Annotated in this window: 18 protein-coding genes and 1 pseudogene; 2 read left to right on the top strand and 17 right to left on the bottom strand. The window is 48.1% G+C overall.

The window, feature by feature from the left end:
- Positions 1-73 precede the first annotated feature (73 nt).
- The 9 genes from GOB58_RS00755 to GOB58_RS00715 form a co-directional block, all read right to left on the bottom strand.
- Positions 74-1054 carry a DUF2184 domain-containing protein gene (locus tag GOB58_RS00755; RefSeq protein ID WP_158092957.1) on the bottom strand — a complete coding sequence of 327 codons (981 nt, stop codon included), beginning with the start codon at positions 1052-1054 and terminating at the stop codon, positions 74-76.
- Between the two features lie 13 nt (positions 1055-1067).
- A complete protein-coding gene (locus GOB58_RS00750; RefSeq protein WP_173559055.1) occupies positions 1068-1580 on the bottom strand; it encodes a structural cement protein Gp24 in 513 nt (170 codons plus the stop codon).
- A gap of 11 nt (positions 1581-1591) precedes the next feature.
- On the bottom strand, positions 1592-2998 hold the full coding sequence (locus tag GOB58_RS00745) for a DUF2213 domain-containing protein (RefSeq protein WP_173559054.1): 1407 nt from the start codon (positions 2996-2998) through the stop codon (positions 1592-1594).
- Positions 2999-3006: 8 nt separating this feature from the next.
- The gene (locus tag GOB58_RS00740) at positions 3007-3732 is read right to left on the bottom strand and encodes a phage head morphogenesis protein (RefSeq protein WP_173559053.1); all 726 of its coding nucleotides are present in this window, start codon (positions 3730-3732) and stop codon (positions 3007-3009) included.
- A 6-nt stretch (positions 3733-3738) separates the two neighbouring features.
- Positions 3739-5190: a DUF1073 domain-containing protein gene (locus GOB58_RS00735; protein ID WP_265792661.1), complete on the bottom strand. Its 1452-nt coding sequence runs from the start codon at positions 5188-5190 to the stop codon at positions 3739-3741.
- Entirely contained in the window at positions 5187-6629 is a 1443-nt protein-coding gene (gene terL, locus GOB58_RS00730) for a phage terminase large subunit (protein WP_173559052.1), read from the bottom strand. The genes GOB58_RS00735 and terL overlap by 4 nt, the downstream gene beginning before the upstream one ends.
- Positions 6580-6846, bottom strand: a complete 267-nt coding sequence (locus tag GOB58_RS00725; RefSeq protein WP_242005175.1) for a hypothetical protein — start codon at positions 6844-6846, stop codon at positions 6580-6582. The genes terL and GOB58_RS00725 overlap by 50 nt, the downstream gene beginning before the upstream one ends.
- A gap of 123 nt (positions 6847-6969) precedes the next feature.
- Entirely contained in the window at positions 6970-7353 is a 384-nt protein-coding gene (locus tag GOB58_RS00720; RefSeq protein ID WP_173559051.1) for a hypothetical protein, read from the bottom strand.
- Between the two features lie 82 nt (positions 7354-7435).
- Positions 7436-7966 (bottom strand): hypothetical protein, encoded by a 531-nt coding sequence (locus tag GOB58_RS00715; protein ID WP_173559050.1) that lies wholly within the window; start codon positions 7964-7966, stop codon positions 7436-7438.
- Positions 7967-8461: 495 nt separating this feature from the next.
- Between GOB58_RS00715 and GOB58_RS00710 the strand changes: the two genes are divergently transcribed.
- Positions 8462-10591: a Hint domain-containing protein gene (locus GOB58_RS00710; RefSeq protein WP_173559049.1), complete on the top strand. Its 2130-nt coding sequence runs from the start codon at positions 8462-8464 to the stop codon at positions 10589-10591.
- 313 nt (positions 10592-10904) lie between these two features.
- On the opposite strand, the gene GOB58_RS00705 is transcribed toward GOB58_RS00710, so the two are convergent.
- From GOB58_RS00705 to GOB58_RS00675, 7 genes and pseudogenes are all read right to left on the bottom strand, one after another.
- On the bottom strand, positions 10905-12842 hold the full coding sequence (locus tag GOB58_RS00705) for a P-loop NTPase fold protein (protein ID WP_173559048.1): 1938 nt from the start codon (positions 12840-12842) through the stop codon (positions 10905-10907).
- Positions 12843-13262: 420 nt separating this feature from the next.
- Positions 13263-13454, bottom strand: a pseudogene (locus tag GOB58_RS00700) (transposase); the annotation flags it as partial.
- Between the two features lie 79 nt (positions 13455-13533).
- Positions 13534-14034 carry a hypothetical protein gene (locus tag GOB58_RS00695; RefSeq protein WP_173559047.1) on the bottom strand — a complete coding sequence of 167 codons (501 nt, stop codon included), beginning with the start codon at positions 14032-14034 and terminating at the stop codon, positions 13534-13536.
- On the bottom strand, positions 14031-14612 hold the full coding sequence (locus GOB58_RS00690; RefSeq protein ID WP_173559046.1) for a hypothetical protein: 582 nt from the start codon (positions 14610-14612) through the stop codon (positions 14031-14033). Before GOB58_RS00690 ends, GOB58_RS00695 begins: the two co-directional genes overlap by 4 nt.
- Positions 14613-14616: 4 nt before the next feature.
- Positions 14617-14883, bottom strand: a complete 267-nt coding sequence (locus GOB58_RS00685; protein ID WP_173559045.1) for a DUF2312 domain-containing protein — start codon at positions 14881-14883, stop codon at positions 14617-14619.
- Positions 14883-15116 (bottom strand): hypothetical protein, encoded by a 234-nt coding sequence (locus tag GOB58_RS00680; RefSeq protein WP_173559044.1) that lies wholly within the window; start codon positions 15114-15116, stop codon positions 14883-14885. The genes GOB58_RS00685 and GOB58_RS00680 overlap by 1 nt, the downstream gene beginning before the upstream one ends.
- A 66-nt stretch (positions 15117-15182) precedes the next feature.
- Positions 15183-15614 carry a hypothetical protein gene (locus GOB58_RS00675; RefSeq protein WP_173559043.1) on the bottom strand — a complete coding sequence of 144 codons (432 nt, stop codon included), beginning with the start codon at positions 15612-15614 and terminating at the stop codon, positions 15183-15185.
- Between the two features lie 47 nt (positions 15615-15661).
- Here GOB58_RS00675 and GOB58_RS00670 point away from each other — a divergent pair, with 47 nt between their 5' ends.
- Positions 15662-15853 (top strand): hypothetical protein, encoded by a 192-nt coding sequence (locus GOB58_RS00670; RefSeq protein WP_173559042.1) that lies wholly within the window; start codon positions 15662-15664, stop codon positions 15851-15853.
- A 2-nt stretch (positions 15854-15855) separates the two neighbouring features.
- Here the strand turns inward: GOB58_RS00670 and GOB58_RS00665 are convergent, their stop codons facing one another.
- Positions 15856-16050: a hypothetical protein gene (locus GOB58_RS00665; protein ID WP_173559041.1), complete on the bottom strand. Its 195-nt coding sequence runs from the start codon at positions 16048-16050 to the stop codon at positions 15856-15858.
- Positions 16051-16137: the final 87 nt, after the last annotated feature.

The raw sequence follows: 16137 nt of genomic DNA, 5'->3' as shown, positions 1-16137 counted from the left end.
TTAAGTTCAGCACGGCCTTTGGGGAAATACCGTTTCCCAATGAAAAACGGCTGTTTCACCAGAACGGCAATCATCAGATGCCGTCTTTGTAGTGCAGGGTTTCAGGATACACGAACTCAACCTGACCGAGCAGAGACCAGTAGGTCGTGCGCAGCCACATATCCTGCGGAGTGATCTGCGAACGCTGGAGAGGCACGAGAGGATAACGAACATAATTCACATCCTTCGTGTAAAACACTGCACGTGATGCACCGCTTGCACCGGCATCATTCAGCCATTTGACCGGCTGAATATCGAGATCGCGGCCAGTAGACTGTGTAAACGGGTTATTACGCTTGATGTATTCCATAACAGACTGCGTGCCGGCAGAACTGTTGGTTCTGTTGAGTAGCGCATACTGAGCAGGAGGCAATAGAATATGAGAAGGGCAGACAGCGTATCCTGATGCTTGCCATGCTTTCTGCTGGCCATCCAGAATGTCATCCTGCATCTGAGCTGCTGTCCCTGCGCTCCACGCGCTTGTTACAGTATCCGTCGCCACGTCGGAGCCGTTTGCAAGGCCATATGCGTTTTCGAAGCTGTTCGGATCGCCAACATAGACCATCTGGTCAATATCCATCTGGTGTTTCAGACGGATCGCAGCCAGTTTCTGCTGATCAACAGGACGCCCCAGGAGCATGGATTTCTCAAGCTCGCGCAGGGTGTATGACAGATTGTAGCCAACCAGACGCAGAGGCTGTGCGACTTTATCCAGATCAACCGTTGCTGAAGGGATAGACGTTGTTTCATCGCCAATCCAGTTGATACCGCCTGGCGTGGTGCCACCTACAGATCCGAATGCTGACTGCGTAAAGCTGGACAGGTCATCCCCGGGCCCAACATCCTCGCGCAGATCAATATCGCGTCCCCAGGTAACAGCAGCCAGAGGCTCGTGCAGTGTAGGGTCAAGACGCTCAAGCTCACCGACAAAGAAGTTGCCGATGCTGTCACGTGTCTGAGCATCGTAAGTAAACGCGCCATCCTGTGTGCGGACGCGCCTTTTCAGTTCAATCATTATATCGCCGTCCTTACAGGATCGTAAAAGAGATTTCGACAATGCCGTCTGTGCCGGCAGGACCTTCAAACTGCGCGTTTGCCAGAAGAATGGTATTACCAGCTGTGCTGTCATCTGCAGCCTCTATACCACCAGGAACCTCCGTGCTCGATGTGCCCGCAACACGGACGTAAACTGCTCCGCCTTTGGTCGCAGCTGTTGCTCCCTGAAGAGCGACGGTCATAAAGCCACGACGCGCAACCGGTACAGCACCGCCATTGATTTGAGGGTAAGCGGCCAGACCTGTGTAAGAGACAGCACGGCCGGGAAAGGTACGCACCAGAAACCCGATGATATCAGCTGAGGTATCACCTGATGCGAGCGGCGTAATTTTACCGGCGGTTGTGTATTTGACCGGGCGGCCAAAGCCGTATGTTGACCAGTCTATCGTGCTGTCGAGGGTTTCATTGACAATATCGCCAGGCCCAGGCTCGCGGGATAATCCGCCAGCGTAGCCTGTGTCCATTCTTTTGAGATAAGCAACCATGAGAGTTCGCCTTATTTATTCCGACCCCAAAACGCGCGGTTACGGGCGTTCATTTCTGCGGCTGGATTGCTATGGGTGTGTGAGTGAGAGGGTATGTATGCGGACTGCGGCATTACGCTGCTTCGGTTTGTATTCGCGATCGCATCACCCGCGGCACGGAACGCCACAAACACAGCATCTGCAGTCATATTGCGGACAGGCTGAGCGCCAACATAGCGACGCACGACAGAAGCATGTGGGCCACGTAACGCACTTTCGAGTGCAGCAACACGGATATTCTTCACAGCAGAACGCTGCTCTTTTCGTGATGCGCTGGTATCAACGGTACCGTGACGCATACCCGGAGCAATGATTTCGGCAACCTGAATTGTGTTCAGGCGTACTGCTGAGAAAGCGGCATCGCCGGTAGGAACGCGTTTGCCTTCCTCGGTCAGGCATTCCGCTTCATCTTCCGTTTCTTCGACGGCTTTCAGGTCATCTTTACGCTGATCTGCCCGTGCAGCACCAACTGCTTCATCAGTCCTGTCCTGCTCTGTCTGCTCATCATCCGTTGTTTTTGGAGTGAGCACGTCAACCAGAGCTGTGACTTTATTGCCAAGATCGTGGATGGCGTCGAGGACCTCAGTATGGCGTTTTTGATCGTCCTGTTCGACTGTGGCAACCTGCTCATCGCTCGTGTTCGCGATGGTTGGCTTCACACGTTCTGGCATCTCATCGGCACCTTCACGGATTGCTTCTTCAATACCATCAGCATCATTTGTCGTAATGGCGTTCAGTAAACGAGCGCCCCATGTTTTTTTTCTGAAAGCCACGTCTGGCTCCTTTTGTTCGTCACCAATTCTGACGCCTCGGCCACCACGGCCTCGTTCAACAATCGCCAGATGGTTTCCTGTAATTGTGGATTGTTTGTAGTGACCGGGCATACCTTCGATGGGCTCGTAATCCGCGTCATATCCCGGAGAAACTTCGCGGATTCCCTTTTTCTCAATAGCGTCCAGACCTTCGCGGCCTTTAACGATAACGTCAGCCAGCAGGTAGTCAGACAGAGCTCCATCGCCACGGCGTATGTTTCTGATGGTTCCCTGGTCATAGGCTGCGCGGTTATCAGGATTCAGAAAGTCGGGCGGGTGCCCCACTGTAACCGGGGCTGATTCAAAGCTTGTTATTGTGGGCTCAGAAAACAGTGTTTCATCGTCACGATGGACAATTATGACACCATCAGGAGAGGTTATCGGGTCGCCGTTTGTATCGGGTGACCCGGCAAACTCTGACTGATCATAAAGCATCGTTCCTGTGCGGGCGAAGGGCACATCACGGCAGAGCAAGGAGCCATCAGCTAACCGCTCGCGGGTATTTCCTTCTTTGCTGATCGTGAAAACATCTTTGAGTTTGCCGATGGTTTTATCAACAGTGCGCATTGTTTGCCTTAGTCGAATACAGGCATCGTGAAACACCTGCAGTTAGGGACACACCCTGCGTGCCCGGTCAGATTATCCAGTGTTGGAGGCTCGTCCCATGCGACGAAGCGACCATTCATTTCGCGATGTGAGCGTCTTGTTCGTTTGTCCCGGTGTGCACGCCAGGTGTAACCAGATGAGCCATTCATCTGCGCGCGAACCTGAGTGAGTGTAGCGGCACAGCGGCTGCTCTCGGTTCGTGCAATGAGAGTTGCCCGACTTTCAGTGACCTCAGAAGTCCGTAAAATTTCCTGCCTGAGTGCGTCGTATCTGTTGCCATTACTGAGTGCTTCAGTGGCAATTCTCTGCACGCGCTGAGCGGCTTCAATCGGAAGTGATTTAATCAGAAGCACCTGGTATTGCTGCAGGTCTCTGATTGCGGCTCCCGTATCAGTATTTGCAATTTCATGGGCCAGCTCACGACCAATGACCTGCGCATATGATTTCCATTGCCGCGAATTGATGCGGTTTGCGCTTTTCAGCATCCTTCCTGAGACAACGTTAGCCCATGGCTCTATGGCTTCAGCGTATTTACTGAGGGCATCCTGCAATGGCTCAGGGTTGTCGATAACAGCATCAGCACCCATCGTTTTAGTCAGGTCGCCTATATTGCGGGCAATTTTTCTGAGCATCCGCTCATATTCGCCGGCCTGACTTTTCCGTGCCTGAAATACAGCCTGATTATCGTAATCCATTGAGGCTTACTCACTGTCAGGAGTAATGACCTCCTTCGTTAAATCTCTCTCAGGAACGCGGTGTATTGTTAGTCCGGAGAGAGGCATGCCCATTCCCTGATCATCAAACTCACTGGAGGATGGTGGAGTGGGGTCCGCCTCCTCGATCATTTGCTCGGTGATTGTGTTCCACGCTCCGTCCACATCAGCCCCGGATTTAAGTTCCTGCAGGGCCGTTCTCTGGCTGATCAATTCGCTTTCAAAAGCGCTGATGACTGATGTTGTCCGGGTTGAAGCAATATTTGCTTTCTGTTCGTCGTCTATTTCCCATAGTGACTTAAACCTGAAATTGAGTGCCTCTGGAGGTGGCTTTCCAAAGAGTGACCGGTAAAGCATATCCACGATCAGATGAACGACAGGACGTGCCTGTTCGCGTTTCTGGCTGATACCCTCCTGATACTGACGGATATCGCTGTCTCCGGTAGAAAAACCCGCGGGAGACTGTCCCATCAGCCGTGTCATTGGTATCTGGACTGAGCCTGAAACCTGCTGAGCGAATTGCATCAGAATATCGTTTAATCCTGAGAACGAGTAAACGAGTGCCTGAAAATCATCTTCCTTGTCGATAACAGACATTCCTTCATTTGACTGGAATTGTCTGATGTTATCAATCTGGGCGAATATTCCACGCTTGGCAGCGTCGTTCATGCCGCCCATAACTTCTTTATACCCGGCAATTTTCATCACACGCAGGTGTGCTTTATACACAAGCTGTGATGCGCCTACGGTACCGCTGTCGAATGCAGTCAGTGCATCGAAAATACGTTCGACAATCGACATGCCGAAGCCATTTTCATACTGTCTCTGGTATATGGGCAGACGCACGCCATCCATGCGTATAACACGAGTATAATGAACGCTGAGGCCAGAGAAAGGCCAGTCACCAGGGGCAATCTGGTAGAATTCAGGTTTACCAATGTCAGGCCCCAGTTCTTTAACCAGTCTTGTGTAATCCGGTATCGCGACCCACCGGTCCATGGCGTAAATGCCTCTGAACTGATTTTCGCCTATACTGTCTACATTCAGAGGGTCAGAGACGTTCTGCCCGTCGATCATAATGATGCCGAGACCGCCACCGAAAAGACGTGCCCATTTCACAACATCTGAGAATGCCTGCCAGATGCCCAGTCGTGAAATTTCTGCCTGAAGACGCTCATCTTGCTGAGAATCTGACAGCCCGGTTATGTCAATTCCTGCGCGGGTCATATCCTCAGCAACGCAGTCAACAGCGTTTCCGATAATCCATGAACCACGGTAGGCAGCTTCCAGCTGAGTGCGATTTCTTGTCCAGTAGGTGAAGGCATAGCCACCGGCTGAGGCAAGGTTATCCATCCCACGACCAGTCCGGGTTGCGGGGTTTACATAGCCGTCAAATGTCCGAACGCGAGCCGGGACGCGATATTTTGGTTTAGTCGTCACTCGGCTAATCTTTCGTAAATACTGGTCCAGTTGTTTTCGTTTACGAGGCGGTCAAAAGCTCCGGCTGCGGCATCGACCTGGTCATCATGAGCCCCGGCGGGGAATGATGTGAGTTCATCAATAAATGTCCTGTTCCATGGGGCTTTAACCAGGAAGACATTCCCTGCGTTTACCTGCGAGGCAAAAGGAGCGGCACGAGTTGCCTTATCTCCTGTTTCACGAACAGCCTTGACGCGGTATCCCGCCAGCTTTCGTATCAGATACTCTGCCTGAGATTTTCCTGCCTGCCCCGGGTCTTGTGGAAGGATAATTTCAATCTGAGGGCCGTCCTGTGATGCCGTCCCCATAATTGATTTTTCAACATCGAGAGGGCCACCACGAAGGCGAACGATATCAAGGATATAAATCCTGCCGTCTGACGTGCGTAACGTTTTGACACCTGCAGTCCAGTCCGGATCGCGTGTCCCGACTTGTTTTGTTGCGGCCAGATCCCATCGCCTGACAATTGTTCCGCCAGTTGGCGCAGCATCGACAATGTTGATGACAGACGTATCAAATAGTGCACCTTTAGATGGAGCAGGTTTCTGCTGATACAGAGCTGCCCATTCACGAGGGCCAACAGATTTTTCAATCTGCCGCAGCTCTCTGAGCGGGAAAACGTCAGGCCAGAGTGCATCGCCAGCTTTGCGCCCCAGGGGATCTGATTCAGTTTCGCAGATGGCAGGGAGAGAAAGAACCTCCCAGCTCTCACCGGTTCCGTTCACCATTTCATCAAGCAGACGCCCTGCCAGATCGTCAGGGTGCCACCGTGTAAGTACCAGAACGATGGCTCCTCCCGGCATTAGTCGGGTTCGCAATACAGAGCGATACCAGTCCCATGTTGCCTCACGTATGACGGGGCTTTCTGCGTCCTGACGGTCTTTAACCGGATCGTCTATGAGGGCAACATGCGCGCCCTTACCAGTGAGGCCGCCACCAACACCCATGGCGGTATAAACGCCGCCTTTATTGGTGTGCCAGTTGTCACGGGCAGAGCTGTCAGACGCAACACCTACGCCAGGAAACAAAGACGCAAACTCAGGGGATCCGACAATGTTACGCACATCGCGTCCGAAACCTTGTGCGAGAGTGGCGCCGTAGGATGCTGTGATAATCTGCTTTTTAGGATTCCGCCCCATATACCATGCAGGAAAGCGTTTACTGGTCAGCTCTGACTTGCCGTGTCGTGGGGGCATAAACACCATCAGGCGCTTAATCTCACCGCGTTCTACAGCGTCGAGTTTCTCGCAGAGTAACCTGTGATGAGCACCAACCCTGTAACCCGGCATTGTGTATTGAGCGAACGCGAGAGAGCCTTCACGTGCAGTCTGGCGTCTGGATAGTTCAGCTTTAGCTTTCTTCCGCGCTATCTCCAGAGTTTGCGAGCGCTTCAAGCTCATCGTCAGACATATCCTCTATGCGCCGCCTTACAGTCGCGTTCATTTCCACGGACGAGAGTTTGGGATGAATGTAAGGGGCAGCCGCTTTTGCTGCTTCAAACTGCATTTCAGTAATGCTGAGATCACCACCCATCACGGCGGCAAAAATCTCAAGGGGGGTTCGGCCTTTGGATTTCAGCGATTTCTCTACGCGCTCAACTAACGCACGGCGACGCATGGTTGCTTGTCCGACTTTACCTTTCGGTCTACCGCGTTGTTTTTTCTGCGTTTCTGTCATTTTTCGAAGAATTTAAAATTCATAATTGAGAGCATGAGATTTGAGGGTTCCCACCTGCGGATATTAAGCGATGGCAGTATGCTCATGGCGTATCCATCCACTTAAACCGTGGGCAAGGTTGCCGCGTTTCGCGGTCTCTTGTTCCATTTCGCGCATGCGGTGCTCTCGGGTGATGCCAATAATGATATCACTGAGTGTTTTCTCTGATACACGCCCGATTGTTTTTCCGAGCTTCATTGCAGTTTCAGGTGTGCATCGGATGCGGCTGAATGTCGAATAGCTGAAAGACGACGCCTCCATCTGAGGAAGTCGGATATCTGCACGATGCTTTGTCGGTTCTTTTCCGGACACGATTGTGCAGACGTATGCATAATCTTTGCCGACCGCAACGCAGATTGCGTCATGCAGCTTTAGCCGCACAACGTCGCCGGGTTTTAAGTTTTTCATGGGGCCAGATACAAAAAAAGCCGCACATGGCGGCTATTAGACGTAGTTATCGAATTATGGTGTTTTTGTACCCTTTGGGTAATTACCTGTCAATTTCTTTTTTCTGGTTGGCATAAAAATTATGGAGCTGTTCCAGGAGGAGGCAGCACTGTGTAGATGTTTTTTGTCCGGCTTTTACCTTGTTGATACTAGGGAATAGCTCAGCCCCCATTTCACGAAAGCTCATGTTTTTAACGATAAGCATTTCAAGCCGTATATGACTGCACATGCCAAGAGCGCGACGGATATCGATAATACGCCCGCATGCGTTTGCTCTTACACACGCCCACGATACTTCATCATGGCGTCCGTTACATTCAGGGATATAGTTCTCAGGATATTCAGCGTAGCCGTGATAACCAAATACATAGTCGCGGTGCCAGCGTTCTGATGCATTGGCGGCATCCTGGCTGATATCACCATTATTTAGCAGGCTCTGAATAGTCTGGCGTACGCGCGGGGGTGATGAGTTTGTAATCGTATCATGCTGGCGGCGTTCGTCTGTAGGGCCGTTATCCTGAAACTGAGGTGTGTAGACAATCGGCCTGCGTTTGCGGGCTTTCGTGATCGCCATGTAAACGCTCCCATATTTTGCGTTGTGCGTCAGTCATTTGCTCAAGAGTAAGGCCCGAACGCATCTGCGTGATCAAACACGCCGCGTTCCAGTCTCTGGGCTTCGTCAGATGCTCACGGTAGTTTTCCGTGCAGCAACCCGGCCATAACTCGTTTGTATTGCTCATGATTCGTCATAGTACAAACTGCCGGCGAGTACCAGAGTTTTTATACAGTCAAAAGGAAAGCGATCTATCTTCAAAATGGAAACATATATTGTGCAGGAAATTTATGTTTAATGTAATGCACCACTTTAAATATTCATTACAAAATTTAAAGGTGTGCATAGAGTGACGATCAGACACATACATGTGATTTTATAGTGTCATTCTTGCAGGTCACATTACAGTGAATGACACATTTATTTAAAATTAATAATATTTTTATTGAAAAAATTAACCAATTATTATGAAATTAAAATCAGTTACAAAGTATCTAACTTTTTATGGGGTTGTAAATGAGCGAAAGTAAAACAACACCACCTGATATCACAAATAACAACAATGTAATATCAGGAGGAACCTGGGTAGCAAAGCTTAATAATGCAGGGCAAACTGTATACGTTAGTGGTACGAAAGTTGTTTCTGGTCCGGTTAATTTATGGAATGCAAGCCTGACAATAAGTAGTGGAGCTGTTGTATCTGGCCTGGTATCTGTAGCTACATTTGGGCTTGGGAATGGTACTCTCACTGTATTGTCGGGAGGAACTATAGAATCATCGTATGTTGCTAATGGACCTTTAAATATTTATTCTGGAGGGTCATCTTTAAGCAACTCGTATGAATCTGAGGTTACTACTGTATATTCTGGTGGATCATCAACAGATGATGTTTTTACAGAGTCATATGACGGTGGTTACACATCTGGAACGCTAAATGGTAGTAAATTCGCTGGTGGGGATAATACAAGTTATGTAAATGTTTTGAACGGTGGTTATATATCATATCCATCCATTTCAAATCAACAATTTACTCTTGCTTCTAGCGCAGTTTATAATAATGCTGTTAGCAAAACAACGCCACCTGATATCACAAATAACAACAATGTAATATCAGGAGGAACCTGGGTAGCAAAGCTTAATAATGCAGGGCAAACTGTATACGTTAGTGGTACGAAAGTTGTTTCTGGTCCGGTTAATTTATGGAATGCAAGCCTGACAATAAGTAGCGGAGCTGTTGTATCTGGCCTGGTATCTGTAGCTACATTTGGAGCTGCAAATGGTACTATATACGTATCATCTGGTGGAACTATAGAATCATCATATACAGCAAATGGTTATTTGAATATATATTCCGGCGGGTCATCTTTAAGCAACTCGTATGAATCTGAGGTTACTACTATATATTCTGGCGGATCATCAACAGATGATGTTTTTACAGAGTCATATAGCGGTGGCTACACGTCTGGAACGCTAAATGGTAGTAAATTCGCTGGTGGGGATAATACAAGTTACGTATTAGTTGGTAGCGGTGGCTATATATCAAACCCAACAGTCGTCAATGAAGCTCTTACTGTTTATAAGACAGCAACATTTGAATCATCAGAAGCATGTTTTCTGGCTGGCAGCTTGATTACTACACCATCAGGACTGGTTCCGGTTGAGGAGTTGTCAGTTGGTGATCAAGTGATTGCTTATGTTGATGGTGTTGAAAAAAATCGTCATGTGACGTGGGCAGGAGAGGGACATTGTGTAATACGCCCACATCTTCCTTTGGATCAGGCGGGCTACCCTATTCGCATCCTTAAGGATTCTATTGCAGATGGAGTGCCATTCAAAGACCTTCTGATTACAGCTGAACATTGTTTATTTTTTGATGGCAAATTTGTTCCGGCAAGAATGCTCGTAAATGGTAGTTCTATTTTTTATGATACCTCCATTAATGCTTATAAGTATTATCACATCGAAACTGAAGAGCACTCAGTCATTATGGCAGATGGTATGCTTACAGAAAGCTACCTCGATACCGGTAACCGTCATACATTTACACAGACAGGAAATGTCGTTTCATTTTCACGATCTCGCACTTTGAGCTGGAATGACGCGGCAGCTCCTTTGACTGTCTCACGCGATGATGTTGAACTAATTTTCTGTCAGATTAAAAGTCGTGCTGAACAAAAGGGGCGTGATGTACAGACCATCGTTCAGCCTTTAGTGCATGACCATAACCTCTATCTTGTTACGGAAACTGGCGCAACGATACGTCAGATCCGTGAGAGCGATGGCCGGGTAATGTTTATGATACCTGCTGGTATTGAGAGTGTTCGACTTGTTTCTCATGCCAGTCGCCCCTGTGATGTTATTGGTCCGTTTGTCGATGATCGCAGGAAACTTGGTGTTCTTGTAGGTAGCGTGATGCTCTGTGAAGGAGATACAACTATTACGCTGACAGATCACTTGCAGGATCCTGAACTATCAGGGTGGAATAATATAGAAGGCGAGACAGTGCGCTGGACAAAGGGTAATGCTCTTCTAAAGCTGGGCCAGCGCCCGATGGGTAGTATTGCTTTGATGGCAATAGATATCCATGCAGGAGGTCCATATATTTTAGAAAATAGATTACCTGAACAATCTGCTATTCAAGCCTGACCCGGGAGAGTTGAAGAGCTACTAGTTGGTGCACCAGGTTCGTAATTTTAAAGTCTTGGTGCACTGATTAGAGCAACTATCTGCCGAGACGTATTAATCTCCTGAAAGAGCCTTTATTATGAGCAGGTTTACCTGCTCAAGCGTGACTGTCTCTGAAGAGACCACAGGTATGTCACCATACCTGCATCGCTGTCTTTTTAGGCACGAATGATTTTGCTGGCGTCAGCAGTAGTGGTCAGGCAGTATCTTCAGTCATGTCCTCTTCGTAGAGGTTTATTGAAAATCGATAGACTCTTAAGGAAACCACTGCGCGTCACTCATTCATTTCTGGAATACATGGATTAATATATTTCTTAACAGTATCGATATAGGAGTCTTTTAAAATTTGTATTGATTCTTTTCCAAATAAATCTATCATTTCCGTTCTTACACGATCTAACCAAGATTTTTCTTTCCGTATTTGTTCATCGTTGAGATTGCGAGTAAGATCATGTCGATTGAATAATGTAGCAAGAAAACGCTTTCGTGTAACAGGATCCAAGTCGACTAGGTGACGAGAAAAGAGCTTATAATCAATTTCGGCCAAAATCGGAATCCTGGCGTAGGGTGCCTTACGAGACGCGTTACTGACAAGCAACTCATCAAATAGGTCAGGGTTATCTTTGGTCTTATCAAAAAAATCTTCAGCATTTTTTGCAATTCGTGAGACTTTCCCTTCACGAATTTTATGGATCAACATCTCCTTCGCCTGTGCGAATTCATCTGAAAATTGTCCGTGTCCTTCACTTTGGTAGCCAAGTATTGACGATGAACGATTTTCATTATCGCCGTTAGAGTCAATTGAGCAGTCCAATAACTCCGACTTGCTTCTTATCACATCATCCACATAGGAGGTAAATTGCGACATTTTATCATCTAAAGGAAACTTCTCTGGCATACTTTCTTTCATTTGCAGATAGACGCTAAATGAGTGAAGAATATCATCGATGCTTACATAAACGCGTTTGATAAAATCCTCCTTGAAAGAATTCAGGGCACTTACAAATTCATCTGGTGCCAAGTCCCAGTATGTATACAGTTTCCGCCATGCAGGCCACGATATTGGTGGATTGAAAGAGGAATGCTTGGAAAGATCAGCATTCAGGGCTTCCGGATTAACGTGATTATGACATACGAGGTCATGCAAAACTGGGAACGAGATAGCGGACGCTTTCAGGAAGTCAAATGTATACCTTTCGCGCACCTGCCTCATCGCATCACTAAGCGGGGTGGCTATTGTAGATTCATGGCGTCGCGAAGAAAAATAGGTATAGCGCCGCTCCTTTTGAAGAGCCTCGTTATTTAAAACTTCAATCGACACGTGATCTTCTCTCGTTAAAATAAATGCCATATAGACATTTAGAAATATATCTTGAATTCCTAACCAATATTTTTTTTTCTTTAAATTTTCATCTATATAGGAGAACAATATCTCGAATGCTGTAATTGCACGCTTCAAAACGCGAAGGTTAATCTCCGAGGTATGAACCGGAAGTTCTGCAATCCTTAATTTTGCATCATCTAAAAACAATCTGTATGTCGGATCAGACATTTCCGAAACAAAGGCAGAAAACGCTCCATTGAAGTCGCTTTGCAATGTCAATGAAAAACCAACGGTCTTTTCTTTTGCTTTCTTGTATTCACTGAGAGCCGCACTGTCATCTTGAGCGATTTCAGTCTCATTTGCCACCAGAATAACCCGGTTCTTACCATCGTCAATCAGCTGATGGATATGCCCCAAAAGAACACCTGGTGGAATTGCGCAACGCTCAAGATCATCAAAAATAATGATACGCCCTTTCGGGCTAGTTTCTAGTAATTTAAACCCACCAATTTCGATACCACCGCCGCCTGCCGTCAGCCCTTTCTTAAAATCATCAAGATCAATACGAACATTTTTCAGAAGAGTTTTCCCAACAAAACTTGCTAGACGGGCACCTTTTCCATTTAGGCGCGGATATAAACTTGTTAATATTTCAGAATCAAGCTCTTCTACGTCCTTTATGCCGTAAAGAGATATATATAGAGGTCGATCTTCCTCTTTTGCTCCTCGTCCTTCTATAAATTTCTTGATTAAATACGTTTTACCAGTGCCCCATGGACCATCTACAAGCAAAGAATAGTCACGAGGAGTGTCGCTGTCTGCATGATCATTAAGGGTTTCGATGATAGGTAGATTAGGATCCGGAAATAAATCGGCCTTAGGTAACATTGCGCAGTTCCGTTCTTTTCTGACCGTCGATGAAAGATGTCCAAAAAATACCCATGATAGTTTCTTAAGGTAAGAAGATAACTGCACTCTGAATATCATAGAGTTTCTTTCCTTGTATTCGGAGAGCTTCTGGACTTAGATAATGTTTGCTGTTGCACTACTCTTTTTACGGTGCTGCGGTGGCCATATGACTTGGTCTTAGATATGCGTGTATTATTCCAAGGACACCCGCCAAGCGCCGCGCAATGAACACGTTATCCTGTCATCGTCTGGTTCGTCCATGTTGATGCAAAAGCGGTTATGTGGAAATGAGAAGAATCTCCAGCGGACTATCCTCAGAATGCCTATTTCAGGACCTGTGTATCAAAAACGCAAGTCTTTTATATTATTATTCGGCTTAAGAGCCTGATCCGAAATTTTTCAGCACTGACAATGCGTTGCGGTTCTGCGTGTCAGCATGCGGATTGAGGCGATCAAAGTCCACGCTGTTGACGAGGCTATGGATTTTCCCCAGTCTTTGGCGAGCCGCCTGCAGCGACCGAGCCAGGCGAATGTTCGTTCGACCACCCAGCAGCGAGGCAGGATTTCAAAGCCCTTGGCTATGTCTGGCCTCCCTCATATTTCATCGCACATGCGTTTTTCATGCTTTTATGTGTGAAGTATAGTCCCGCACGTTTCATCGTGCTTTCCGCTAAACCTGACGGCTCTTAGTGCGTGTCTGCTGCTCTGCCGTCCTCACAATTCGCTGACAGCCTTCGAACTGGCGCGTGATGCGGTCGGCATACGGCCTGAGATGCGCATACAGCTCGGCGGGAGCTGGCCAGAACTTACCCCGTTCGCCCTGACGTACCCAGGCAAGGCGGGTTTCGCGCGTCCAGACACCGGCGGGCAGATCCTCGCAGACCTCCAGGATGGCACTGACCTTCTCCGGCGCATTCTCGAAAACCGGCGCATTGACGATCATTGCTGCGAGGTTTGTCAGCCATGAGAGCACAACGCGGGGGTCTGCCGGTCCACATCCGGCGGCAACGATAGCGCGGGCTTCCTGCACACGCTCGCTGGTGAGGTCGCGGGCAATCGTCGGGATGCCTGAGCGCATGGCCCACAGCATTGCATCGAGGCTGGCGGACGGGGCCGCCATTGCTGCAACCGGAGCGGAGTTAGCGTTTTGAATTTTTACAGCGGTGCTCATTGGTCAGGTTCCCGGTATAATTTCGATCTTGCCCCAGGTCGCACGAACCTGTTCGTCTCGGGGCGGCGTCGCCGCGCCATCCGAACGTAGTGAGGATGTATAACTATTACCTTCCTCCCTTCCTCCCTTCTGAAATTGAATTTCCGTACTGGTTCGGAACTGGTACGGAACTGGTTTCCATTATTGGTGGCCTCAGATGCATCCAATTCGGAACTGGTTTCGTTTTTATCATCATTTGTGCATGTATAATTCCGAACTGGTTCCGGCATAGGGCAGAACCTGGAAGGCTTTTTAGGCCTCTGCCACTTACCGAAGTTCCGAACTGCTCCGTAATTTTTTCCGTCAACTTCGTATTTTTTTATAACGTCGCCAGCTTCAAGTTCATGGAGTAATTCAGACACATCAATATTGTCGGCCGGGAAAATTTTCATTTTTAAAGAGAGAGGCTTCCACTCAAAGCCACCTCCATCATCAGCATGATTCCAAATGCCTATAATGAGAATGCGTGCAGCCATAGAGAGGGTGGCGAAGGACTCATCTGTATAAATACCAGGGTGAATGCTACGTATACGGGCCATATCATTACATCCCTAAAGCGCGTTTATATATGTCGAGCAGCGTTTCCTGCTCTTCCACCTCTGCCGGTTCCTGCTTGCGTAGGCGGATGATCTGTCGAATAACCTTTACATCAAATCCGGCTGATTTTGCCTCCGTGAAAATATCCTTAATATCGCTTGCCAGAGCTTTGCGCTCTTCTTCCAGCCTCTCAATTCTTTCTATGATGCTACGCAGCCTGTCAGCTGCAATCCCGCCGGTCGTGGCTTCGCTGTTGTGGCCAATGTCACTCATTATACATTCTCCCGGAAACGCCAGTAACCATCAGTTGGTTTTACCCATTCAATGCCCAGGGCACGGGTTAACGGGCTGTCTTGTTTTGGGATGGGTTTGGAACCGTTACGCACAGCTGAAAGAAAGCCCTCTGTCAGCCCATGAGCCAGAGCAAAATTTTTAGCTGTCTTCATTTCATTAACCTTGCGGTTAAGAAGTGCGTAAATATCGGTTGTATCCAGCATATTTTTCATTCGCAGCCTTCCTTCGAGAGACGAGTTGCTTTTTCCTGTAGAGCGTTGGCCCGGGCATTCAGCCATTCAGCAATCTCTCTGTAGTAGAGCGCTCGGCACAGTGCTCTCTTTGCGCGCTTTCGAGTGATGACAATCCGCCATTGCAAAATGAGTTTCCCCATTTTCGTCCCATTCATTATTTAAGGCGCGATAGATAGCGGCTTCTTCTTCCGCTTTCTTTTGCAGTCGGCCCAGTGTTTCCTGATAAATGGCGAGCATCTTCATAAAAATTTGCGCCGTAATTGTTATCGGCTCGCCATAGTAAATGCTTTTCGCCTGCCGCTCTGAGATATTCAGGACGCGAGCAAGGCGGTGAATGGTCGCTTTGACGCCAAGGCCAGGGCCAAACGTCTTAACGATTGTCCGGGCCATCATCTGGGCGTCATGCGTGACTGAGTTAGTCATCGTCATTGGACAGTTTTCCAAAATTTTGGAACGATTTTCCAAAATATTTCTCATTATTTCCTCCATATTCTGTTTTGTGAGAACGAATACGGAGACAAACCTTGTGTGATACTGATCCACACTCATACGACTGCGCTGATCCGAACACATTAATCGGCACGCCATTTCTGGCACATTCTCTGGTTGATACCGCCGAGTTGTGGTCGTTCCTGCACCCGTTTGCTACGCTTGACGAACGTAGAAAATTACTGGTGCAGGTAGCGCAGTTGCTGGGTGTGGACAGCATTTCGTGACCTCATGGCCTCAGATAGATCGTCTGCATGCCGTCCTGACGAACCACGAGAATATCAGGGTCGAGAGTGGCTTGATTTATCAGATGATCAGGATTGCGCTTCTGATTGCCGAACGCTGTCCATTCGCGGGCATAGTCTGGTTTAGAAAACGCAGGCTTAAACCCGCATGGGATTGTTTTCTGGCGGGTGACGATCATCGTGTTGAACTCCGGCCAATTTCGCGCAACACGTCAGCCGTAGATTGGTTGCGGTATACGGCCCACGCCAGCGCGATATCCTCATCG

Origin of the sequence: Acetobacter thailandicus, from assembly GCF_011516655.1 — a bacterium.
GTDB classification, from domain to species: Bacteria; Pseudomonadota; Alphaproteobacteria; order Acetobacterales; family Acetobacteraceae; genus Acetobacter; species Acetobacter thailandicus.
This window is presented reverse-complemented; position numbering and strand designations above follow the sequence as displayed.

Excerpts from the sequence above, each read along its gene's own strand:
- GOB58_RS00675 (WP_173559043.1), bottom strand. The coding sequence starts at position 15,614 with ATGAGAAATATTTTGGAAAATCGTTCCAAAATTTTGGAAAACTGTCCA.
- terL (WP_173559052.1), bottom strand. The coding sequence starts at position 6,629 with ATGAGCTTGAAGCGCTCGCAAACTCTGGAGATAGCGCGGAAGAAAGCT.
- GOB58_RS00715 (WP_173559050.1), bottom strand. The coding sequence starts at position 7,966 with ATGGCGATCACGAAAGCCCGCAAACGCAGGCCGATTGTCTACACACCT.
- GOB58_RS00705 (WP_173559048.1), bottom strand. The coding sequence starts at position 12,842 with ATGTTACCTAAGGCCGATTTATTTCCGGATCCTAATCTACCTATCATC.
- GOB58_RS00740 (WP_173559053.1), bottom strand. The coding sequence starts at position 3,732 with ATGGATTACGATAATCAGGCTGTATTTCAGGCACGGAAAAGTCAGGCC.
- GOB58_RS00695 (WP_173559047.1), bottom strand. The coding sequence starts at position 14,034 with ATGAGCACCGCTGTAAAAATTCAAAACGCTAACTCCGCTCCGGTTGCA.
- GOB58_RS00720 (WP_173559051.1), bottom strand. The coding sequence starts at position 7,353 with ATGAAAAACTTAAAACCCGGCGACGTTGTGCGGCTAAAGCTGCATGAC.
- GOB58_RS00750 (WP_173559055.1), bottom strand. The coding sequence starts at position 1,580 with ATGGTTGCTTATCTCAAAAGAATGGACACAGGCTACGCTGGCGGATTA.
- GOB58_RS00725 (WP_242005175.1), bottom strand. The coding sequence starts at position 6,846 with ATGCGTCGCCGTGCGTTAGTTGAGCGCGTAGAGAAATCGCTGAAATCC.
- GOB58_RS00745 (WP_173559054.1), bottom strand. The coding sequence starts at position 2,998 with ATGCGCACTGTTGATAAAACCATCGGCAAACTCAAAGATGTTTTCACG.
- GOB58_RS00685 (WP_173559045.1), bottom strand. The coding sequence starts at position 14,883 with ATGAGTGACATTGGCCACAACAGCGAAGCCACGACCGGCGGGATTGCA.
- GOB58_RS00680 (WP_173559044.1), bottom strand. The coding sequence starts at position 15,116 with ATGAAAAATATGCTGGATACAACCGATATTTACGCACTTCTTAACCGC.
- GOB58_RS00665 (WP_173559041.1), bottom strand. The coding sequence starts at position 16,050 with ATGATCGTCACCCGCCAGAAAACAATCCCATGCGGGTTTAAGCCTGCG.
- GOB58_RS00755 (WP_158092957.1), bottom strand. The coding sequence starts at position 1,054 with ATGATTGAACTGAAAAGGCGCGTCCGCACACAGGATGGCGCGTTTACT.
- GOB58_RS00690 (WP_173559046.1), bottom strand. The coding sequence starts at position 14,612 with ATGGCCCGTATACGTAGCATTCACCCTGGTATTTATACAGATGAGTCC.
- GOB58_RS00710 (WP_173559049.1), top strand. The coding sequence starts at position 8,462 with ATGAGCGAAAGTAAAACAACACCACCTGATATCACAAATAACAACAAT.